Raw genomic sequence first — 15,689 nt, forward strand, 5'->3', positions numbered from 1 at the left:
GATCTTTGCTTACATCAAGCCAGCAACGTGTGCCAAGACACCGATTACAAAGAGGGCGATGATGATAGTGATTGGAGATACTTTCTTCTTAAGCAACCACATACAAGCGAAAGTAAGAAGCAATCCCATCAAACCAGGAATCAATGAATCCAAGTTTTGTTGGAAAGTTGTAACTTTTTCAGGTGTTTGAGATAGACCTGAACCAACTTGAGCGAAGGCTTCTTGGATACCCTTGTATCCTTCAGGAAGTTTATCCCAGTGGATATAAGCTTTGTCGTCTAATTTGACAGAAGAAACATTGAAGACGAATTTAATAGATACCCAACGTTCTACCAAGACAGCGAGGATGAACATCCCAAGGATAGAAGCCCCTTTAGTGATGTCTTGCAAGATCCCACCAGACATATCTTTGGTAATTTCAGAACCTGCTTTGTAGCCAAGTTCTTGCGTGTACCACAAGAAGGCCATACGAATCGCATTCCATGCGATAAAGAAGATGAGTGGGCCAAGGATGTTACCAGACGCAGCAAGTGATGCACCAAGAGCCCCAAGAATTGGACGTACTGTAAACCAGAAGACTGGATCTCCGATACCCGCCAAAGGACCCATCATACCAATTTTAACCCCTTGGATAGCAGCATCGTCAATAGCAGCACCGTTTGCTCTTTCTTCTTCAAGAGCAAGCGTTACCCCGATGATAGGAGCGGCAACGTATGGGTGAGTGTTAAAGAATTCCATGTGACGCTCAAGAGCAGCCGCTTGGTCTTCTTTCTTTGTGTAGAGTTTTTTGATAGCTGGGATCAATGAGTATGCCCAACCCAAGTTTTGCATCCGTTCATAGTTCCAAGAACCTTGCAAGAAGGTTGAACGCCACCAAACTTTTTGACGATCTGATTTAGATAATTGTAATTTTTCAGTCATGATAGTGTCACACCTTTCTTAATAGTCTTCGAGAATGTCGCCAATTGGATCGTTAGAAGTAGCGGCACCGCCACCTCCATTGCCACCTTTCTTAGAAAGAGTAAGGTAGATCAAGGCAAGGGCAACACCAATTGCTCCAAGAGCGATCAAAGTTAATTGGCTAACGGCTGCAAGAGCAAAACCGATGGCAAAGAATGGCCATACTTCACGGCTCGCCATCATGTTGATAACCATGGCATAACCAACGGCTACAACCATACCACCACCGATTTGCATTCCATCAGAGAGCCATTTTGGCATTTGTTCAAGAGCAGTTTTGACAGTTTCAGCAGGAATCATCAACAAGAGGGCTGCAGGAATGGCGATACGAAGACCTTGAAGAAGAAGGGCCACAAAGTGAGCGCGTTCTACACCTTTGATATCCCCTTTTCTAGCAGCAGCGTCGGCAGTGTGAACCAAACCAACGGAAAGGGTACGGACGATCATGGTCAAGAAAAGACCAGCAACTGCAAGTGGAATAGCGACACCTTGAGCGACAGCGATTCCTTTTGTACTGAAGTCTCCCCCAAGTACCATGATGATGGCAGCAGCGACAGATGCAAGGGCAGCATCGGGTGCAACTGCGGCACCAATGTTTGCCCAGCCAAGTGCAATAAATTGAAGTGAACCACCAAGCATAATGCCAGCAGTCAAGTTACCTGTTACCAAACCGATTAAGGTACAAGCAACAAGGGGTTGGTGGAATTGGAATTGGTCAAGGATACCTTCAAGACCTGCTAAGAAGGCAACAACGACCACTAATACCATAGAAATAATAGACATGTTTAAAATCCTTTCGTAAGTAATCGATTATTGAACGTTAGCTTTGTTAATTAAGTCAAACAAATCTTTCTTAGAGTCATTTGGCACTTTACGGACGTCAAATTCAACTCCAAGATCACGCATTTTTTCAAATGTAGCCACGTCATCTTTATCCATTGACAACACATTGTTCACCATGGTTTTACCAGTTGAGTGGGCCATTGAACCAACGTTCAAGGTTTTAATCGGAACACCACCTTCGATGGCGCGAAGAGCATCTTGAGGTGTTTCAAATAAGATCAAAGCATGGGTATTTCCAAAACGTGGATCTTTTGCAACGTCGATCAATTTTTGAATTGGGACAACGTTTGCTTTCACACCATTTGGTGCCGCTTGTTTGATCAATTCCTTACGGAGTTCATCTTTGGCAACAGAATCTGAAGCAACAATGATCCGATCGGCTTTTGAATCAGGTGTCCAAGCAGTTGCGACTTGTCCATGAAGAAGACGTGTATCTAAGCGGGCAAGGTTAATCTTGAGTTTTCCATCTCCGATAACCGTTCCTTCTGGAATAGCAGCTTGGGCTACAGGAGCAGCAGCGGCTGTACTAGCTTCTTCAACAGGATTCAATTCTTCTGGAAGGGCTTTGACACCGTCTTTTGCTTCCTTGATGATGTTTGCAGCGACTTGATCAACGCCGGCATTTGCATCCATCAAACGTTCTGTATAAGCTTGAATCAACATCGGAAGGTTCAATCCTGTGATGATCGCAAATTTACGATCTGGATTTTCTCCCATGACGCGACTTGCTTGGTTAAATGGAGAACCACTCCAAAGGTCAGCCAAAACCAAGACTTCATCTTCTGCATCAAATGCGGCAACAGCTGCATTAAATTTAGCATAGAGATCATCCGGGCCTTCACTTGGCATGAACGTAACCACTTGAACTTTCTCTTGATCCCCAAAGATCATCGAGCCGGATTGGTGGATTCCAGCTGCAAATTCACCGTGGCTAGCAATAATGATACCAATACTCATTATTGACATTCCTCCTTATAAAATTTGTTTGACTTTCAGTTTAAGAAAACTTTAAGCTACTTTATTATAAATCGTTTTCACATTTAAGTCAATTTTTCTATCAAAATCTCGATGTAAAAACATTGATTTATTATATTAAATTATCGCTAGATAGAAAAAGAATGCTCTTGAATGAATTTTGTTTATTACTTGTTGATGCTTAAAAAATCAATAATAGATATGTTTTATAGGATTTTGTTCTCAATGAAAAGACTCCGACAATCAAACGATATTCTCGAAAACAAAAATAAATATATAATAAATTGTAAAATAGAGTGATTGAGAGCACTCAAAAAAGACTAGCCCAGTTGGGCTAGTCCTGTAGGTTCAGTTATTTAGTTTGTAAAGTCAAGTACCATACGTCCTTGAATGGTTCCAGCTTCCATTTCGTCAAAGACTTTGACAGCATCTTCCACTGGACGTTTTTGAACGACAGGAACGACCAAGCCTTCTGCCCCAAATTGGAAAGCTTCTTCCAAGTCTTTACGAGTTCCTACAAGAGAACCAATGACTTGGATACCATCTAATACAGTTTTCACAATGCTGAGGTCCATCATTTCAGAAGGAAGACCAACTGCGACCACGCGGCCACCTGCACGAACAGAATCTACTGCTTGGTTGAAAGCTACTTTAGAAACAGCTGTTACGACAGTGGAGTGAGCTCCACCGTTTGTTTTTTCTTTGATCAATCCTGGGACATCTTCGACTTCGCGACCGTTGATGACAAAATCTGCACCAACTTCTTTTGCCAATTCTAGTTTATCATTGTTGATATCGACAGCGATGACATGTGCGTTGAAGACTTTCTTAGCATATTGAACACCCAAGTTTCCTAGTCCACCAGCTCCATAGATAACGATCCATTGTCCTGGTTCAGCTTTGGCTTCTTTGATGGCTTTGTATGTTGTAACACCTGCACACGTAATAGAAGAAGCTTGAGCTGGATCTAATCCTTCCGGTACTTTCACTGCGTAATCTGCAGTAACGATACATTGTTCAGCCATTCCTCCATCAACAGAGTATCCTGCATTTTTAACAGTCCGACAAAGAGTCTCGCGACCAGTTGTACAGTATTCACAAGTTCCACATCCTTCGAAGAACCACGCAACACTGACACGGTCACCAACTTTAAGGCTCTTAACATCTGGAGCAACTTCTTTAACAATACCGATTCCTTCGTGTCCAAGAACACGGCCTGGAACTTTACCGAAGTCTCCATGTGCGACGTGCAAGTCAGTGTGGCAGACACCACAGTATTCGATTTGAACAAGAGCTTCCCCTGTTTCAAGTGGTCGCATGTCTTTGTTTGCAACGATTTCAACACCAGTACCTTCTGGATTAACAACAACAGCTTTCATTTTGTTCCTCCTTAAGTGAACGAGAAGCGATTTAGCATTTTTGAAAGCGCTTCTTTAATAACTATGTTAATAATATCACAAACTTATCTATTAAACAATAAAAAAAATGGAAAAAAAGAGGGGGATTGATTAACCGATTAAGGATTTAGGGGACAAAAAGACATGAGGGGATAGCTCATGTCTGTTCCTATTATAAGAATAATTGAATGAGTTGACGCGCGACACCGTCTTCGTTATTGGTGAAATCTGTGACGGAGTCTGCATAAGGGAGAAGGACGGAGCTAGCATTTTTCATGGCGTATCCATGACCGGCTAGAGCAAGCATGTCGGTATCGTTGTGCTCGTCTCCAAAGGCAATCAAATCCTTCTGGTCCATATTGAGTTTATCTAGAAGGTAGGATAGAGCAGAAGCTTTGGTCACATTTTTTGGATTGCATTCCAGAATATTTAAGGGACCACCCCAAGTATTGATAGACAGATTGTAGTCATAATGCCGATTCATTTCATCTGCCAGAGCATATTTGTCTTCCGCTTTCGTTTGAAAGAGGATACAGTTTGGGTCGCTCGTTACCCGTTCGGGGTTGAATTGATTTTCTGGTTGGAAAGATTCAATACCGAATAATTTAGGGTCTGCAACGTGCTCATTTGGATCGGTAATAAAGAATTTATTGCGGTATTCGCCAGCGATAAAGTCCGCTTGGATGGTGTCTCGGTTAGCGACCATATCTAGCAGGTATTTTTTATCTAAAGTCAAGCATTGTTCATCCGCCCATTTTTTCTCAGGTAGATGCGTAAGGGAGCCGTTAAAATTGATCATCGGAGTATCTAGCTCTAGTTGTTTGTAGTAGGTATGTGCCATACGGTAGGGGCGGCCTGTTGTAATAATAACTTTATGGCCAAGAGCACTAATTTTTTTAATCGTCTCAATGGTAAAGTCGTTCAATTTGCTTTCGGAATTTAAGAGGGTGCCGTCTAAATCTAGAGCGATCATCTTTTTATGCATAATTCGGTTCCTTTCGAGAAGAATGAGACCATTATATCAGAAAAATCGGAAAAGCGCTCAAAAATCGAGAAGAGAAGCGGGATTTCTTGAAAGGCGAAAGATCTTTTGATAGAATAGATATAACGTTCGCAAATTGATTGGGAGCGAGAATGATGAAAAAGGAGTTTATTCTGAAATGGATAAGTTTTTTAAACTTTCAGAACATGGAACCACTGTTCGGACAGAGGTTCTTGCTGGTTTGACAACCTTTTTTGCGATGAGTTATATCCTCTTCGTAAACCCTCAAATGTTGTCACAAACAGGGATGCCAGCTCAAGGGGTCTTCCTTGCAACGATTATTGGATCGGTTGTCGGAACCTTGATGATGGCTTTTTATGCCAATTTGCCTTATGCACAAGCACCTGGGATGGGCTTGAATGCCTTCTTTACCTTTACAGTTGTATTTGGTATGGGCTACTCATGGCAGGAAGCTTTGGGAATGGTCTTCATTTGTGGTGTGATTTCATTAATTATCACACTAACAAAAGTACGGAAAATGATCATCGAATCAATTCCGACAGCTCTTCGGTCTGCTATTTCAGCGGGGATCGGGATTTTCTTGGCCTATGTTGGGATTAAGAATGCAGGATTTTTGAAATTCACGATTGACCCTCATACCTATACAGTGGTCGGGGAAGGAGCAGATAAGGCGAATGCAACGATCTCAGCCAATGCATCTGCTGTTCCTGGATTGGTTGATTTTAACAATCCGGCGGTCCTCTTGGCTCTTGTTGGTCTTGCGATTACTATTTTCTTTGTTGTCAAAGGGATTAAGGGAGGGATTATCCTTTCTATCTTAGCAACGACTGTGCTTGGAATTCTCATCCATGTGGTTGATATCACTAAAATTGACTTTGCAAGTAACCATCTAGGAGCTGCCTTTAATGATTTAGGCACGATCTTTGGTCAAGCTTTGGGATCAAAAGGATTGGGTTCTTTGATTTCCAATACGTCTCGTTTGCCTGAGACCTTAATGGCAATTTTAGCCTTCTCCTTGACTGATATTTTTGATACAATTGGAACTTTAATCGGTACGGGTGAAAAAGTTGGGATTGTTGCGACAAATGGGGAAAACCATCAATCAGCGAAATTAGATAAGGCCCTCTATTCAGACCTTGTAGCGACTTCAGTCGGAGCCATTGCAGGAACTTCAAACGTAACGACTTATGTTGAATCTGCAGCTGGTATTGGAGCTGGTGGACGCACTGGTTTGACAGCCTTGGTTGTGGCAATCTGTTTTGCTATTTCAAGTCTCTTTAGTCCTTTGTTGGCGATTGTACCGACCGCTGCTACAGCACCAATTTTGATTGTTGTTGGGATCATGATGTTGAGTGGCTTGAAAAATATCCATTGGGAAGATATGTCAGAAGCAGTTCCTGCTTTCTTCACCTCTATCTTTATGGGCTTCAGCTACTCGATTACACAAGGGATCGCTGCTGGATTTATCACCTATAGCTTGGTGAAAGTGGTTAAAGGACAAGCCAAAGAAGTGCACAGCATGATTTGGATCCTAGATGTTCTCTTTATTTTAAACTACGTTAGCATGGCCTTGAATTAAGCATCAGGAAAGTGTCAAAAAGGAATGGGAGTTGTCTCCCATTCCTTTTTTGGATGGATCGAGGGAATTAATGGGAGAGTTTCCTGTATTTCCTGATTTTTTCTCAAAAAAAAACCGGAGTCGAACAATTTGTAAAAGAAAGAGCAGATTTTTAAAAAGTTTGGTATAATAGAGAAATGATTAGGCACAATGAAACGGAGCTGATTGCTCTAGGAAAACAGCTAGGAAAACTCTTAGAAAAGCAAGACGTGATTATCTTATCAGGTGATCTAGGAGCAGGGAAAACGACCTTTACCAAGGGAATTGCAAAGGGGTTAGGGATTGATCAGATGATTAAAAGCCCGACCTATACCATTGTTCGTGAATACGAAGGTCGCTTGCCTTTATACCATTTGGATGTTTACCGGATTGGGAATGATCCAGATTCTATTGATTTAGATGATTTTCTATTTGGAGATGGTGCTACCATTATTGAATGGGGAGAGCTGATTGAGCCGAGTCTCTCAGATGCTTATCTAAAAATTTTTATCCGAAAATTAGAAGATGGGCGAGAGTTAGCTTTTGAAGCTCATGGAGCGCGTGCAGAAGCTTTACTAGCATCCTTTGAGCAGGTGGAAAAAACCGATGACTAAGGAAAAGGAAGTGACAGTAGAAATTCGGCAAGCTGACAGTGCAGACGCGGCTCTTGTCGTTGATTTCTTAAATCAAGTTGGGAAAGAGTCAGATTACATGACGCTAGATGAAGCTGGGATTGGCATGTCACCAGCAGACATGGAGCAATTTCTGATGGTGCAAGAGATGGCGGAAAACCGGATTTGCCTCTTGCTATTTCTAGATCAGGAACTGGCAGCTTTGTTAAATATCACTGCAGCTTCTCAACGGTCCATTCGGCATATTGGTGGTGTCTTTATTGTGGTTCAAAAAGCTTATTGGAATCAAGGGCTTGGACAGGTCTTGTTGGAAGAAGGAATTGAGTGGGCGCACTCGACCGGTGTTCTTCGCAAACTAGTCTTGAATGTCCAAGTACGCAATGAACGGGCGGTTCACCTGTATAAAAAATTAGGTTTTGAGATCGAAGGTTGTCAAGCTCGTGGAGCTTGTTCAGCTGAAGGAGAATTCTTAGATGTTTACCTTATGGGGAAACTGATAGATTAGAGAGAGAGTCTACATGGTAAAAAAAATTATTTTGATGTTTTTGAGCTTATTGACGGTAACAGTGATTGGGATCGGGGCCTATGGCCTCACTATCCTCAATCAAACAACAGGGACCCTCAGTAAGACTTATAAGGGTTTTGGAAATGAGACCAATGTCATTGCAGAAAACAAGCCAATGACCATCCTTTTGATGGGGGTTGATACAGGTAGTGGTTCTCGGGAAGATCCTTGGGCCGGAAATAGTGATACCATGATTTTGGTGACTGTTAATCCTCAAACAAAAGAAACAACCATGACGAGCTTGGAAAGAGATATCCTAACCAATATTACTTCAGATGGCGAAACGGTCCAAGCAAAATTGAATTCGGCTTATGCTCAAGGTGGTGCCAAGTTAGCCATTAAGACCATTCAAAATCTTTTGAATATCCATATTGACCGCTATGTCATGATCAATATGAAGGGATTGGTTCAATTAGTGGATAAGGTTGGTGGCATCACGGTTAACAATCCATTTGACTTCGATATCTCGATCGAGGAAAATGAGCCAGAATATACGGCTAAGATTGCACCGGGTCGTCAGGAGATTAATGGGGACCAAGCTCTCGTATATTCACGGATGCGCTACCAAGACCCAGAAGGAGACTACGGACGTCAAAAACGCCAACGTGAAGTGATCAAAAAGATTGTTGAGAAAGTTTTAAGCCTCAATAGTTTGAGTCACTACAAAGGAATCATTGAGTCTGTTAGTGATAATATGCAAACCAACATTTCACTTGATAGCAACAGTCTTCTTCAATTGTTAGGATATAAAGATGCCCTTTCAACGATTCATCAGTACCAGCTGAAAGGAGAAGATGCCACCTTAGCAGATGGCGGAAGTTATCAGATTGTTACTTCAAAACATCTCTTGAAAATTCAAAATATCATCCGCAAAGCTTTGGGTCTGAAAGAAATTAAAACATTGAAAACCAATGCTTACCTATTAGATGGAGATGAAGAGTTGAAGAATACTTCTTCTCAAAATGATACGCCAGCGGCCTCATCTGAGGAAGCACCTGTTTACCAAGAGTTTAACCAACTACCAGTTGTACCATCGACCCAGGATACGGGAGTGGTGACGCCTCAAAGTTCTGTTGCACCAGTGACACCAGTTGCTCCTGCAGCTACAGAGTCGAGCAGTGTGACACCTACAGTACCTTCAGAATAAGAAAAAAACGATTGAGTTTTCTCAATCGTTTTTACTTGGTTGCCAGATGTCTTGAATTTCTTTTAGAGAGGCTGTTGCTTGTTGACTAAATAGTTTGGTCTTGTATTGGAAATCCGTTACCAATTCTTGAAGATTGGTCTTTTGGTCTTGGATAATATCCAGATTGCGTTGGATTTTTGCTAGGTTATCTTGAATTCCCTTGATCAATTGGCTGGATTCAGTCACCTCTGTTTTGATTTCTTTGCGGTTTTTTACTAGGTGGTAGCTAATGCTAGCTCCTGTTGCAAACCAAAAGAGATTTTTGAGTTTCATATGGCCTCCTTTTTAACTGTTTTTGATGGTTTCTGCGAGAACTGCTAGTTGTTCAAAATTAGGCTCGTGTTCAGTAAAAGAAATGGCAAGCTCATCTTGATCGGAATAGCGAGGGATAATGTGGACATGTGTGTGAAAAACAGTTTGTCCAGAAACTTTTTCCATGTTGCTGATGATATTCATTCCCTTGGCTTGGGTAGCAGCTTCTACTTTTTTAGCAACTTTAGAAACACGTGCAAATAGTTGAGCTGTGGCGGTTTCGTCCATCTCTAAGAGGTTGCGAGCGTGTTTTTTTGGAACTACTAACGTATGACCTGGTGTAACCTGAGAGATGTCCAAAAATGCGAGGACTTCCTCGTCCTCATAGACTTTGGAGGAAGGGATGTCGCCAGCTATAATCTTACAAAAAATACAATCGTCAACCATAAATACACCTCATTTAGACTAAATTTTGTTATAATATAAGAACATTATACCAGAAATCGGAGAAAATATGTTAGAAATCAACAAGTTGACAGGGGGCTATGTCAACATCCCTGTCCTGAAAGAGGTGAGTTTTTCAGTTCCGGATGGCCAACTGATTGGTTTGATTGGACTAAATGGAGCTGGGAAGTCAACCACGATTAATGAAATTATTGGTCTCCTGCATCCTTATGCTGGGGAAGTACGGATTGACGGCTTGAGTCTGCCAGAAGCTCCAACAGACTATCGTAAAAAGATCGGCTATATTCCAGAAACTCCTAGTCTATATGAAGAATTAACCTTGAGAGAGCATATCGAGACCGTTGCTATGGCCTATGATTTAGACATGGATCAGGTCATGGTGCGCGTCCAGCCTTTGTTGGAACGATTCCGTTTGGCTGAAAAATTAGATTGGTTCCCGACCCAGTTTTCAAAAGGGATGAAGCAAAAGGTCATGATTATTTGCGCCTATGCAGTGGATCCAAGTCTTTATATTGTCGATGAACCCTTTTTGGGATTGGATCCTGTTGCGATTGCAGATTTGATTCAGTTATTGGCCGATGAGAAAGCAAAAGGAAAATCGATTTTGATGAGTACCCACGTTCTGGATTCGGCTGAAAAGATGTGTGATGGTTTTGTGATCCTCCATAAGGGTCAGATCCGAGCAAAAGGGACCTTGGACGAGCTGCGTTCAACTTTTGGGGATGAGAAAGCAAGTCTAAATGATATCTACATGACCTTGACAGAAGAGGAAACAGCATGAAAGAGTTGATGAAAAAACGGCAACAAACGTTTCGAACTCAATGTGTAAAATATAGCCGCTATGTTCTCAATGATCATTTCGTCCTCTTTATGCTGATTTTCATAGGATTTTTGGCGGTTCAATACAGCCAATTCTTACAAGATCTACCCAAAGATACAAGCTTGATCCGCTGGAGTCTCATGATTGGTTTGCTCCTCTTGGTTCCGATAGGCTCTATTGCGACTTACTTAGAGAAGCCCGATGCTTTATTCCTTTTAGTAAAGGAAGAGGAAGTGAAACGTTATATCAAAGGGCAGGCCAAGAAGTCTTTTGTGTTTTGGTTTTTGATTCAAAGTTTTGTCCTTCTATTATTTGTGCCTCTTCTTCTGGCAACGGGGCTGGATAAACTTGCTATTGTAGCTTATATCCTTGTCTTAGGAGTGGCTAAAGGGGCTGTTTTTAGCTGGAAGGAAGCGCGCTTTTACCAGGATGGAAATTTGAATTGGACCTTGGCCATTGCTCGTGAGAATGCAAGGAAACAATTGATTCTTCGCTTCTTTGCCTTGTTTACAACGGTGAAAGGTATTACTAACAGTGTCAAAAGAAGAGCTTACTTGGATGGTTTCTTAGGGCTTCTTCCCAAAACACATGGCAATACGTGGCTTCACTTATATATGCGCTCCTTCCTACGGAATGGAGATCTTTTCTCTATGACTCTTCGACTCTTGGCTCTTTCCATTCTCGCTATCATCTTTATTCCCCACCCCCTCGTAGTGATTGCCCTTGTAGCCTTGCTCAATTACTTGGTTATTTTTCAATTGCTGGGGCTTTACAGTGCTTTTGATTACCAACCCTTGACTCTCCTTTTCCCGATGAAAAAGGGTAGTAAAAAGGCAGGGTTGAACAAAACGATTCAGCTGGTCATGAGCATGATAACGGTGATAGAAGGGGGGATTGGCCTGGTCTTTATTTCAGATAAAGTCCTGTTGTTGGGCTTATTGGCTTATACAGTTGCTTTAACCCTGCTTTATCTTCCATTTAAGATGACGCGCTTGGTTGACGAAAGTCGTTAAAATTAGTAAAATAGATTGGAAACTTTTTACGGAGGAAAAGATGGACTCGAATGAAAAAGAGCTAAGCCTCACCCCAATTCCTGGGAAGAGTGGGAAGGCCTACATGGGGACCTACCCAGATGGTGGGCGCGTTTTTGTAAAAATGAATACGACCCCAATCCTTGCGGGTCTAGCAAAAGAACAGATTGCTCCTCAATTGTTATGGAGTCGACGCTTGCCAGATGGAAATGTGATGAGTGCCCAAGAATGGTTGAATGGGGAAATTCTCACGCCTAATGGGATGTCGAAAAAACAAGTCGTCAATATTTTAACGAGATTACACCGTTCTAGACCTTTGATGACCCAATTGAAAAAACTTGGCTATCCTGTGGAATCTCCATTAGAATTGCTCAATTCTTGGAGCAATCGGTTGCCAATTGCTTTACGTCAGAACCACTATATCCAATCAGTCGTAAAGAATTTACGTAAGACAGTGCCTGCCTTTCGGGAGGATTATGCGACGATCGTTCACGGGGATGTTCGTCATAGTAACTGGATTGAGACAGAGAGCGGCTTGATTTATCTAGTCGATTGGGACTCTGTTCGTTTGACAGACCGGATGTTGGATGTGGCGCATATCTTGAGTCACTATATCCCAGATTCTAATTGGCGCGATTGGTTAGGCTATTATGGCTACAAGTACAATCAAAAAGTATTTGATAAACTTTATTGGTTTGGTCAATACTCTTTCTTGTGTCAAATTGCTAAATACTATGAAAATAATGATTTAGAAAATGTCAATCGCGAGATCTATGCTCTGCGCAATTTCCGGTTGAAATATGGAAAGGAAATATGAGAGTTAGAAATCGCAAGGGAGCGACTGAATTATTAGAAGCGAACCCGCAATATGTGGTCCTAAATCCAGAAGATGCCAAGGGAAAGTGGCATGAGATTTTCGGAAATGACCATCCTATTCATATCGAAGTGGGTAGCGGAAAAGGGGCTTTTATTACGGGGATGGCCAAGGCCAATCCAGAGATCAACTACATCGGAATTGATATTCAAAAATCGGTCTTGAGTTATGCTTTAGATAAGGTCTTAGAAGCTGATGTTCCTAACATTAAATTGCTTTGGGTAGACGGAGATAGCTTGACCAACTATTTTGAAGATGGGGAAATTGATCAACTCTATCTGAATTTTTCAGATCCTTGGCCTAAGAAACGTCATGAGAAGCGTCGCTTGACTTACAAGACTTTCTTGGATACCTTCAAGCAAATTCTTCCAGAACATGGGGAGATTCACTTTAAAACAGATAATCGAGGTCTGTTTGAATACAGTTTGGTGAGCTTTTCACAGTATGGTATGACTTTGAAGGGAGTCTGGCTAGACCTTCATGCTAGTGATTTTGAGGGGAATGTCATGACGGAATATGAGAAGAAGTTCTCCAGTAAAGGCCAGGTCATTTACCGTGTAGAAGCACAGTTTTAGCATATTCCTTGCAATCATTGGGGAATCGTGTTATAATACCTTAAATGAATAGAAAAGGAGAGGCGGGGAAATATCTTCGCCTCTTATCTATGAGGAGGTGGCAACCATCGCAACGATTGTTGACTTAGTAACAGAAGTGATTCAGCCAGCTATAAAAGAACCATTTGAATTGGTCGATGTTGAATATGGCAAAATGGGTGGTGACTACGTCTTAAGCATTTTCGTAGACAAACCAGAAGGGATCACACTGAATGATACAGCGGATTTGACAGAAATCATTAGCCCGCTATTGGATCAAATCAAACCAGATCCATTTCCAGAACAGTACTTTTTAGAAGTTACCAGTCCTGGCTTGGAGAGACCTTTGAAAACCAAGGAAGCACTCGAGGGAGCTGTTGGCAAGTATGTCAATATCAGCTTGTATAAGGCTGTTGAAAAGCAAAAGGTCTTTGAGGGAAACTTGGTAGGTTTTGAAGAGGATGTTTTGACCATTGAGTATATGGATAAAACACGAAAGAAAACTGTAGAAATTCCTTATAACCTTGTGTCCAAAGCAAGGTTGGCTGTAAAATTGTAACAGAATGAAAGAAAGGATGCCTTTATAGTAGAGGCAAGAAAAACATGAGTAAAGAAATGCTAGAAGCCTTCCGCATTTTGGAAGAAGACAAAGGGATCAAAAAAGAAGATATCATCGAAGCCGTCACAGAATCATTGCGTTCAGCTTATCGCCGTCGTTATGGACAATCAGAAAGTGCAGCGATTGAATTCAATGAAAAAACTGGAGATTTCCGTGTTTATACGGTTCGTGAAGTGGTGGATGAAGTCTTTGATAGTCGTTTAGAAATCAGCTTGAAGGATGCCTTAGCCATTAGCTCTGCTTATGAGTTGGGGGACAAGATCAAGTTTGAAGAAGCACCAGCTGAATTTGGTCGTGTAGCAGCTCAATCTGCTAAACAAACGATCATGGAAAAAATGCGTAAGCAAACGCGCACCATCACCTATAACACTTATAAAGAACATGAAAATGAAATCATGAGTGGAACGGTGGAACGCTTTGACAATCGATTTATCTATGTCAATCTTGGTTCGATCGAAGCACAATTGTCTAAGCAAGACCAAATTCCAGGAGAAGTGTTCCAATCTCATGATCGAATTGAAGTATTTGTCTACAAGGTAGAAGATAATCCACGTGGTGTCAATGTCTTTGTTAGCCGAAGCCATCCTGAAATGATCAAACGTTTGATGGAACAAGAAATTCCTGAAGTCTATGATGGAACTGTTGAGATTATGAGTGTAGCGCGTGAAGCTGGAGATCGTACAAAAGTTGCGGTTCGTAGCCATAATCCAAACGTAGATGCGATTGGGACTATCGTTGGTCGTGGTGGATCGAATATTAAAAAGATTACCAGCAAGTTCCACCCAGCTCGATACGATCAAAAATTAGACCGTATGGTTCCGACAGAAGAAAATATCGATGTCATCGAGTGGGTTCCAGATCCAGCTGAATTTATCTACAATGCGATCGCTCCTGCAGAAGTGGACCAAGTTATTTTTGATGATGAAGATAGCAAACATGCTCTCGTTGTGGTTCCAGACAACAAATTATCTCTTGCCATTGGTCGTCGTGGTCAAAACGTTCGTTTGGCAGCTCATTTGACTGGTTACCGCATCGATATCAAATCTGCTAGTGAGTTCGAAGAAATGGAAGCAGCTCAAGAAACTTTTGAAGACCAAGTAGAAAGTGGCGAAGAGCAAGTCGATTAAGAGAGGGAGGGAACATGGTAAAAACAAGAAAAATCCCTTTAAGAAAATCTGTCGTTTCAAATGAAATTATTGATAAGCGCGATTTGCTCCGCATTGTCAAAAATAAAGAAGGACAAGTCTTTATCGATCCAACTGGCAAAGCCAATGGTCGAGGTGCTTACATCAAGCTAGACAATGAAGAAGCGGCACTGGCTAAGAAAAAGAAAGTTTTTAATCGTAGCTTTAATATGGAAGTGGAAGAAGCTTTCTATGATGAATTGATCGCTTATGTAGATCATAAGGTGAAGAGAAGAGAGTTAGGCCTTGAATAAGCAAAAGATAGGTAATTTGTTGGGCTTGGCGCAAAGAGCGGGAAAACTCATTTCTGGAGAAGAACTCGTGATCAAAGCCATCCAGGAAGAAAAAGCAAAATTAGTTTTTCTGGCAAATGATGCAGCTAGTAACCTGACAAAAAAGGTGACGGATAAGGGTCACTATTATGAGGTTCAAGTATCTACCGTGTTTTCAACACTAGAATTAAGCACTGCAATTGGACGTGCCCGTAAGGTCGTTGCTGTTGTAGATGCTGGATTTTCAAAGAAAATGAGGTCTCTTATGGAATAGAAGAGGAGGACAGCAATTGTCTAAGAAAAGATTATACGAAATTGCCAAAGAATTGGGCAAGGAAAGTAAGGAAGTCGTCACTCGTGCGAAAGAATTAGGTTTTGACGTCAAGAGTCATGCATCTAGTGTCGATACTGATGTTGCTGA

At 41.6% G+C, this 15,689-nt stretch carries 19 protein-coding genes and 1 pseudogene; 13 read left to right on the forward strand and 7 right to left on the reverse strand.

All coding sequences use genetic code 11. The features are described from left to right. Positions 1 to 9: 9 nt before the first annotated feature. The 5 genes from HMPREF2904_RS01970 to HMPREF2904_RS01990 all read right to left on the reverse strand — a co-directional run bounded on the left by HMPREF2904_RS01970 (position 10) and on the right by HMPREF2904_RS01990 (position 5,160). Entirely contained in the window at positions 10 to 921 is a 912-nt protein-coding gene (locus HMPREF2904_RS01970; protein WP_061604608.1) for a PTS system mannose/fructose/sorbose family transporter subunit IID, read from the reverse strand. An 18-nt stretch (positions 922 to 939) separates the two neighbouring features. Further along, entirely contained in the window at positions 940 to 1,743 is an 804-nt protein-coding gene (locus HMPREF2904_RS01975; RefSeq protein WP_048789380.1) for a PTS mannose/fructose/sorbose transporter subunit IIC, read from the reverse strand. Between the two features lie 27 nt (positions 1,744 to 1,770). After that, positions 1,771 to 2,760 (reverse strand): PTS sugar transporter subunit IIB, encoded by a 990-nt coding sequence (locus HMPREF2904_RS01980; RefSeq protein ID WP_003010431.1) that lies wholly within the window; start codon positions 2,758 to 2,760, stop codon positions 1,771 to 1,773. Between the two features lie 374 nt (positions 2,761 to 3,134). Then, positions 3,135 to 4,157 (reverse strand): alcohol dehydrogenase AdhP, encoded by a 1,023-nt coding sequence (gene adhP / locus HMPREF2904_RS01985; protein ID WP_070659627.1) that lies wholly within the window; start codon positions 4,155 to 4,157, stop codon positions 3,135 to 3,137. A gap of 190 nt (positions 4,158 to 4,347) precedes the next feature. Further along, entirely contained in the window at positions 4,348 to 5,160 is an 813-nt protein-coding gene (locus HMPREF2904_RS01990) for a Cof-type HAD-IIB family hydrolase (protein WP_070659629.1), read from the reverse strand. A 175-nt stretch (positions 5,161 to 5,335) separates the two neighbouring features. Between HMPREF2904_RS01990 and HMPREF2904_RS01995 the strand changes: the two genes are divergently transcribed. The 4 genes from HMPREF2904_RS01995 to HMPREF2904_RS02010 all read left to right on the forward strand — a co-directional run bounded on the left by HMPREF2904_RS01995 (position 5,336) and on the right by HMPREF2904_RS02010 (position 9,119). After that, the gene (locus HMPREF2904_RS01995) at positions 5,336 to 6,757 is read left to right on the forward strand and encodes an NCS2 family permease (protein ID WP_070659631.1); all 1,422 of its coding nucleotides are present in this window, start codon (positions 5,336 to 5,338) and stop codon (positions 6,755 to 6,757) included. Between the two features lie 176 nt (positions 6,758 to 6,933). Next, positions 6,934 to 7,389 carry a tRNA (adenosine(37)-N6)-threonylcarbamoyltransferase complex ATPase subunit type 1 TsaE gene (gene tsaE / locus HMPREF2904_RS02000; RefSeq protein ID WP_070659633.1) on the forward strand — a complete coding sequence of 152 codons (456 nt, stop codon included), beginning with the start codon at positions 6,934 to 6,936 and terminating at the stop codon, positions 7,387 to 7,389. Beyond that, on the forward strand, positions 7,382 to 7,912 hold the full coding sequence (locus HMPREF2904_RS02005; protein ID WP_070659635.1) for a GNAT family N-acetyltransferase: 531 nt from the start codon (positions 7,382 to 7,384) through the stop codon (positions 7,910 to 7,912). The genes tsaE and HMPREF2904_RS02005 overlap by 8 nt, the downstream gene beginning before the upstream one ends. Before the next feature lie 13 nt (positions 7,913 to 7,925). Next, complete coding sequence (locus HMPREF2904_RS02010; RefSeq protein ID WP_070659637.1) at positions 7,926 to 9,119, forward strand: glycopolymer--peptidoglycan transferase LytR; 1,194 nt, start codon at positions 7,926 to 7,928, stop codon at positions 9,117 to 9,119. A gap of 21 nt (positions 9,120 to 9,140) precedes the next feature. On the opposite strand, the gene HMPREF2904_RS02015 is transcribed toward HMPREF2904_RS02010, so the two are convergent. Further along, entirely contained in the window at positions 9,141 to 9,431 is a 291-nt protein-coding gene (locus HMPREF2904_RS02015; RefSeq protein ID WP_070659639.1) for a hypothetical protein, read from the reverse strand. 12 nt (positions 9,432 to 9,443) lie between these two features. Then, the gene (locus HMPREF2904_RS02020; protein ID WP_070659641.1) at positions 9,444 to 9,857 is read right to left on the reverse strand and encodes an HIT family protein; all 414 of its coding nucleotides are present in this window, start codon (positions 9,855 to 9,857) and stop codon (positions 9,444 to 9,446) included. A 67-nt stretch (positions 9,858 to 9,924) separates the two neighbouring features. Between HMPREF2904_RS02020 and HMPREF2904_RS02025 the strand changes: the two genes are divergently transcribed. From HMPREF2904_RS02025 to HMPREF2904_RS12120, 9 genes and pseudogenes are all read left to right on the forward strand, one after another. After that, positions 9,925 to 10,656 (forward strand): ABC transporter ATP-binding protein, encoded by a 732-nt coding sequence (locus HMPREF2904_RS02025; RefSeq protein WP_021154515.1) that lies wholly within the window; start codon positions 9,925 to 9,927, stop codon positions 10,654 to 10,656. Next, positions 10,653 to 11,708, forward strand: coding sequence for an ABC transporter permease (locus HMPREF2904_RS02030; protein ID WP_070659643.1), 1,056 nt, complete (start codon positions 10,653 to 10,655; stop codon positions 11,706 to 11,708). The genes HMPREF2904_RS02025 and HMPREF2904_RS02030 overlap by 4 nt, the downstream gene beginning before the upstream one ends. Positions 11,709 to 11,748: 40 nt before the next feature. Continuing rightward, complete coding sequence (gene ccrZ, locus HMPREF2904_RS02035; RefSeq protein WP_003003852.1) at positions 11,749 to 12,543, forward strand: cell cycle regulator CcrZ; 795 nt, start codon at positions 11,749 to 11,751, stop codon at positions 12,541 to 12,543. Further along, positions 12,540 to 13,175 (forward strand): tRNA (guanosine(46)-N7)-methyltransferase TrmB, encoded by a 636-nt coding sequence (gene trmB, locus HMPREF2904_RS02040; RefSeq protein WP_024056398.1) that lies wholly within the window; start codon positions 12,540 to 12,542, stop codon positions 13,173 to 13,175. The genes ccrZ and trmB overlap by 4 nt, the downstream gene beginning before the upstream one ends. A 97-nt stretch (positions 13,176 to 13,272) precedes the next feature. Continuing rightward, positions 13,273 to 13,752, forward strand: a complete 480-nt coding sequence (gene rimP, locus HMPREF2904_RS02045; protein ID WP_021154518.1) for a ribosome maturation factor RimP — start codon at positions 13,273 to 13,275, stop codon at positions 13,750 to 13,752. Positions 13,753 to 13,796: 44 nt separating this feature from the next. Then, on the forward strand, positions 13,797 to 14,939 hold the full coding sequence (gene nusA / locus HMPREF2904_RS02050) for a transcription termination factor NusA (protein ID WP_003010402.1): 1,143 nt from the start codon (positions 13,797 to 13,799) through the stop codon (positions 14,937 to 14,939). A gap of 14 nt (positions 14,940 to 14,953) precedes the next feature. Further along, entirely contained in the window at positions 14,954 to 15,250 is a 297-nt protein-coding gene (gene rnpM / locus HMPREF2904_RS02055) for an RNase P modulator RnpM (RefSeq protein ID WP_003010401.1), read from the forward strand. Continuing rightward, positions 15,243 to 15,542, forward strand: coding sequence for a YlxQ-related RNA-binding protein (locus HMPREF2904_RS02060; RefSeq protein ID WP_070659646.1), 300 nt, complete (start codon positions 15,243 to 15,245; stop codon positions 15,540 to 15,542). The genes rnpM and HMPREF2904_RS02060 overlap by 8 nt, the downstream gene beginning before the upstream one ends. A gap of 16 nt (positions 15,543 to 15,558) precedes the next feature. Beyond that, a pseudogene (locus HMPREF2904_RS12120) lies at positions 15,559 to 15,682 on the forward strand (translation initiation factor IF-2 N-terminal domain-containing protein); the annotation flags it as partial. Positions 15,683 to 15,689: the final 7 nt, after the last annotated feature.

It is taken from the genome of Streptococcus sp. HMSC072G04 (assembly GCF_001813295.1).
Taxonomy (GTDB): domain Bacteria; phylum Bacillota; class Bacilli; order Lactobacillales; family Streptococcaceae; genus Streptococcus.

What these genes read in the sequence shown, in the direction of transcription:
- HMPREF2904_RS02030 (WP_070659643.1), top strand. Translation starts at nt 10,653, where the DNA reads ATGAAAGAGTTGATGAAAAAACGGCAACAAACGTTTCGAACTCAATGT.
- HMPREF2904_RS02015 (WP_070659639.1), bottom strand. Translation starts at nt 9,431, where the DNA reads ATGAAACTCAAAAATCTCTTTTGGTTTGCAACAGGAGCTAGCATTAGC.
- rnpM (WP_003010401.1), top strand. Translation starts at nt 14,954, where the DNA reads ATGGTAAAAACAAGAAAAATCCCTTTAAGAAAATCTGTCGTTTCAAAT.
- ccrZ (WP_003003852.1), top strand. Translation starts at nt 11,749, where the DNA reads ATGGACTCGAATGAAAAAGAGCTAAGCCTCACCCCAATTCCTGGGAAG.
- HMPREF2904_RS01995 (WP_070659631.1), top strand. Translation starts at nt 5,336, where the DNA reads ATGGATAAGTTTTTTAAACTTTCAGAACATGGAACCACTGTTCGGACA.
- HMPREF2904_RS01980 (WP_003010431.1), bottom strand. Translation starts at nt 2,760, where the DNA reads ATGAGTATTGGTATCATTATTGCTAGCCACGGTGAATTTGCAGCTGGA.
- trmB (WP_024056398.1), top strand. Translation starts at nt 12,540, where the DNA reads ATGAGAGTTAGAAATCGCAAGGGAGCGACTGAATTATTAGAAGCGAAC.
- HMPREF2904_RS01990 (WP_070659629.1), bottom strand. Translation starts at nt 5,160, where the DNA reads ATGCATAAAAAGATGATCGCTCTAGATTTAGACGGCACCCTCTTAAAT.
- tsaE (WP_070659633.1), top strand. Translation starts at nt 6,934, where the DNA reads ATGATTAGGCACAATGAAACGGAGCTGATTGCTCTAGGAAAACAGCTA.
- HMPREF2904_RS01975 (WP_048789380.1), bottom strand. Translation starts at nt 1,743, where the DNA reads ATGTCTATTATTTCTATGGTATTAGTGGTCGTTGTTGCCTTCTTAGCA.
- adhP (WP_070659627.1), bottom strand. Translation starts at nt 4,157, where the DNA reads ATGAAAGCTGTTGTTGTTAATCCAGAAGGTACTGGTGTTGAAATCGTT.
- HMPREF2904_RS02005 (WP_070659635.1), top strand. Translation starts at nt 7,382, where the DNA reads ATGACTAAGGAAAAGGAAGTGACAGTAGAAATTCGGCAAGCTGACAGT.
- HMPREF2904_RS01970 (WP_061604608.1), bottom strand. Translation starts at nt 921, where the DNA reads ATGACTGAAAAATTACAATTATCTAAATCAGATCGTCAAAAAGTTTGG.
- HMPREF2904_RS02025 (WP_021154515.1), top strand. Translation starts at nt 9,925, where the DNA reads ATGTTAGAAATCAACAAGTTGACAGGGGGCTATGTCAACATCCCTGTC.
- HMPREF2904_RS02010 (WP_070659637.1), top strand. Translation starts at nt 7,926, where the DNA reads ATGGTAAAAAAAATTATTTTGATGTTTTTGAGCTTATTGACGGTAACA.
- HMPREF2904_RS02020 (WP_070659641.1), bottom strand. Translation starts at nt 9,857, where the DNA reads ATGGTTGACGATTGTATTTTTTGTAAGATTATAGCTGGCGACATCCCT.
- nusA (WP_003010402.1), top strand. Translation starts at nt 13,797, where the DNA reads ATGAGTAAAGAAATGCTAGAAGCCTTCCGCATTTTGGAAGAAGACAAA.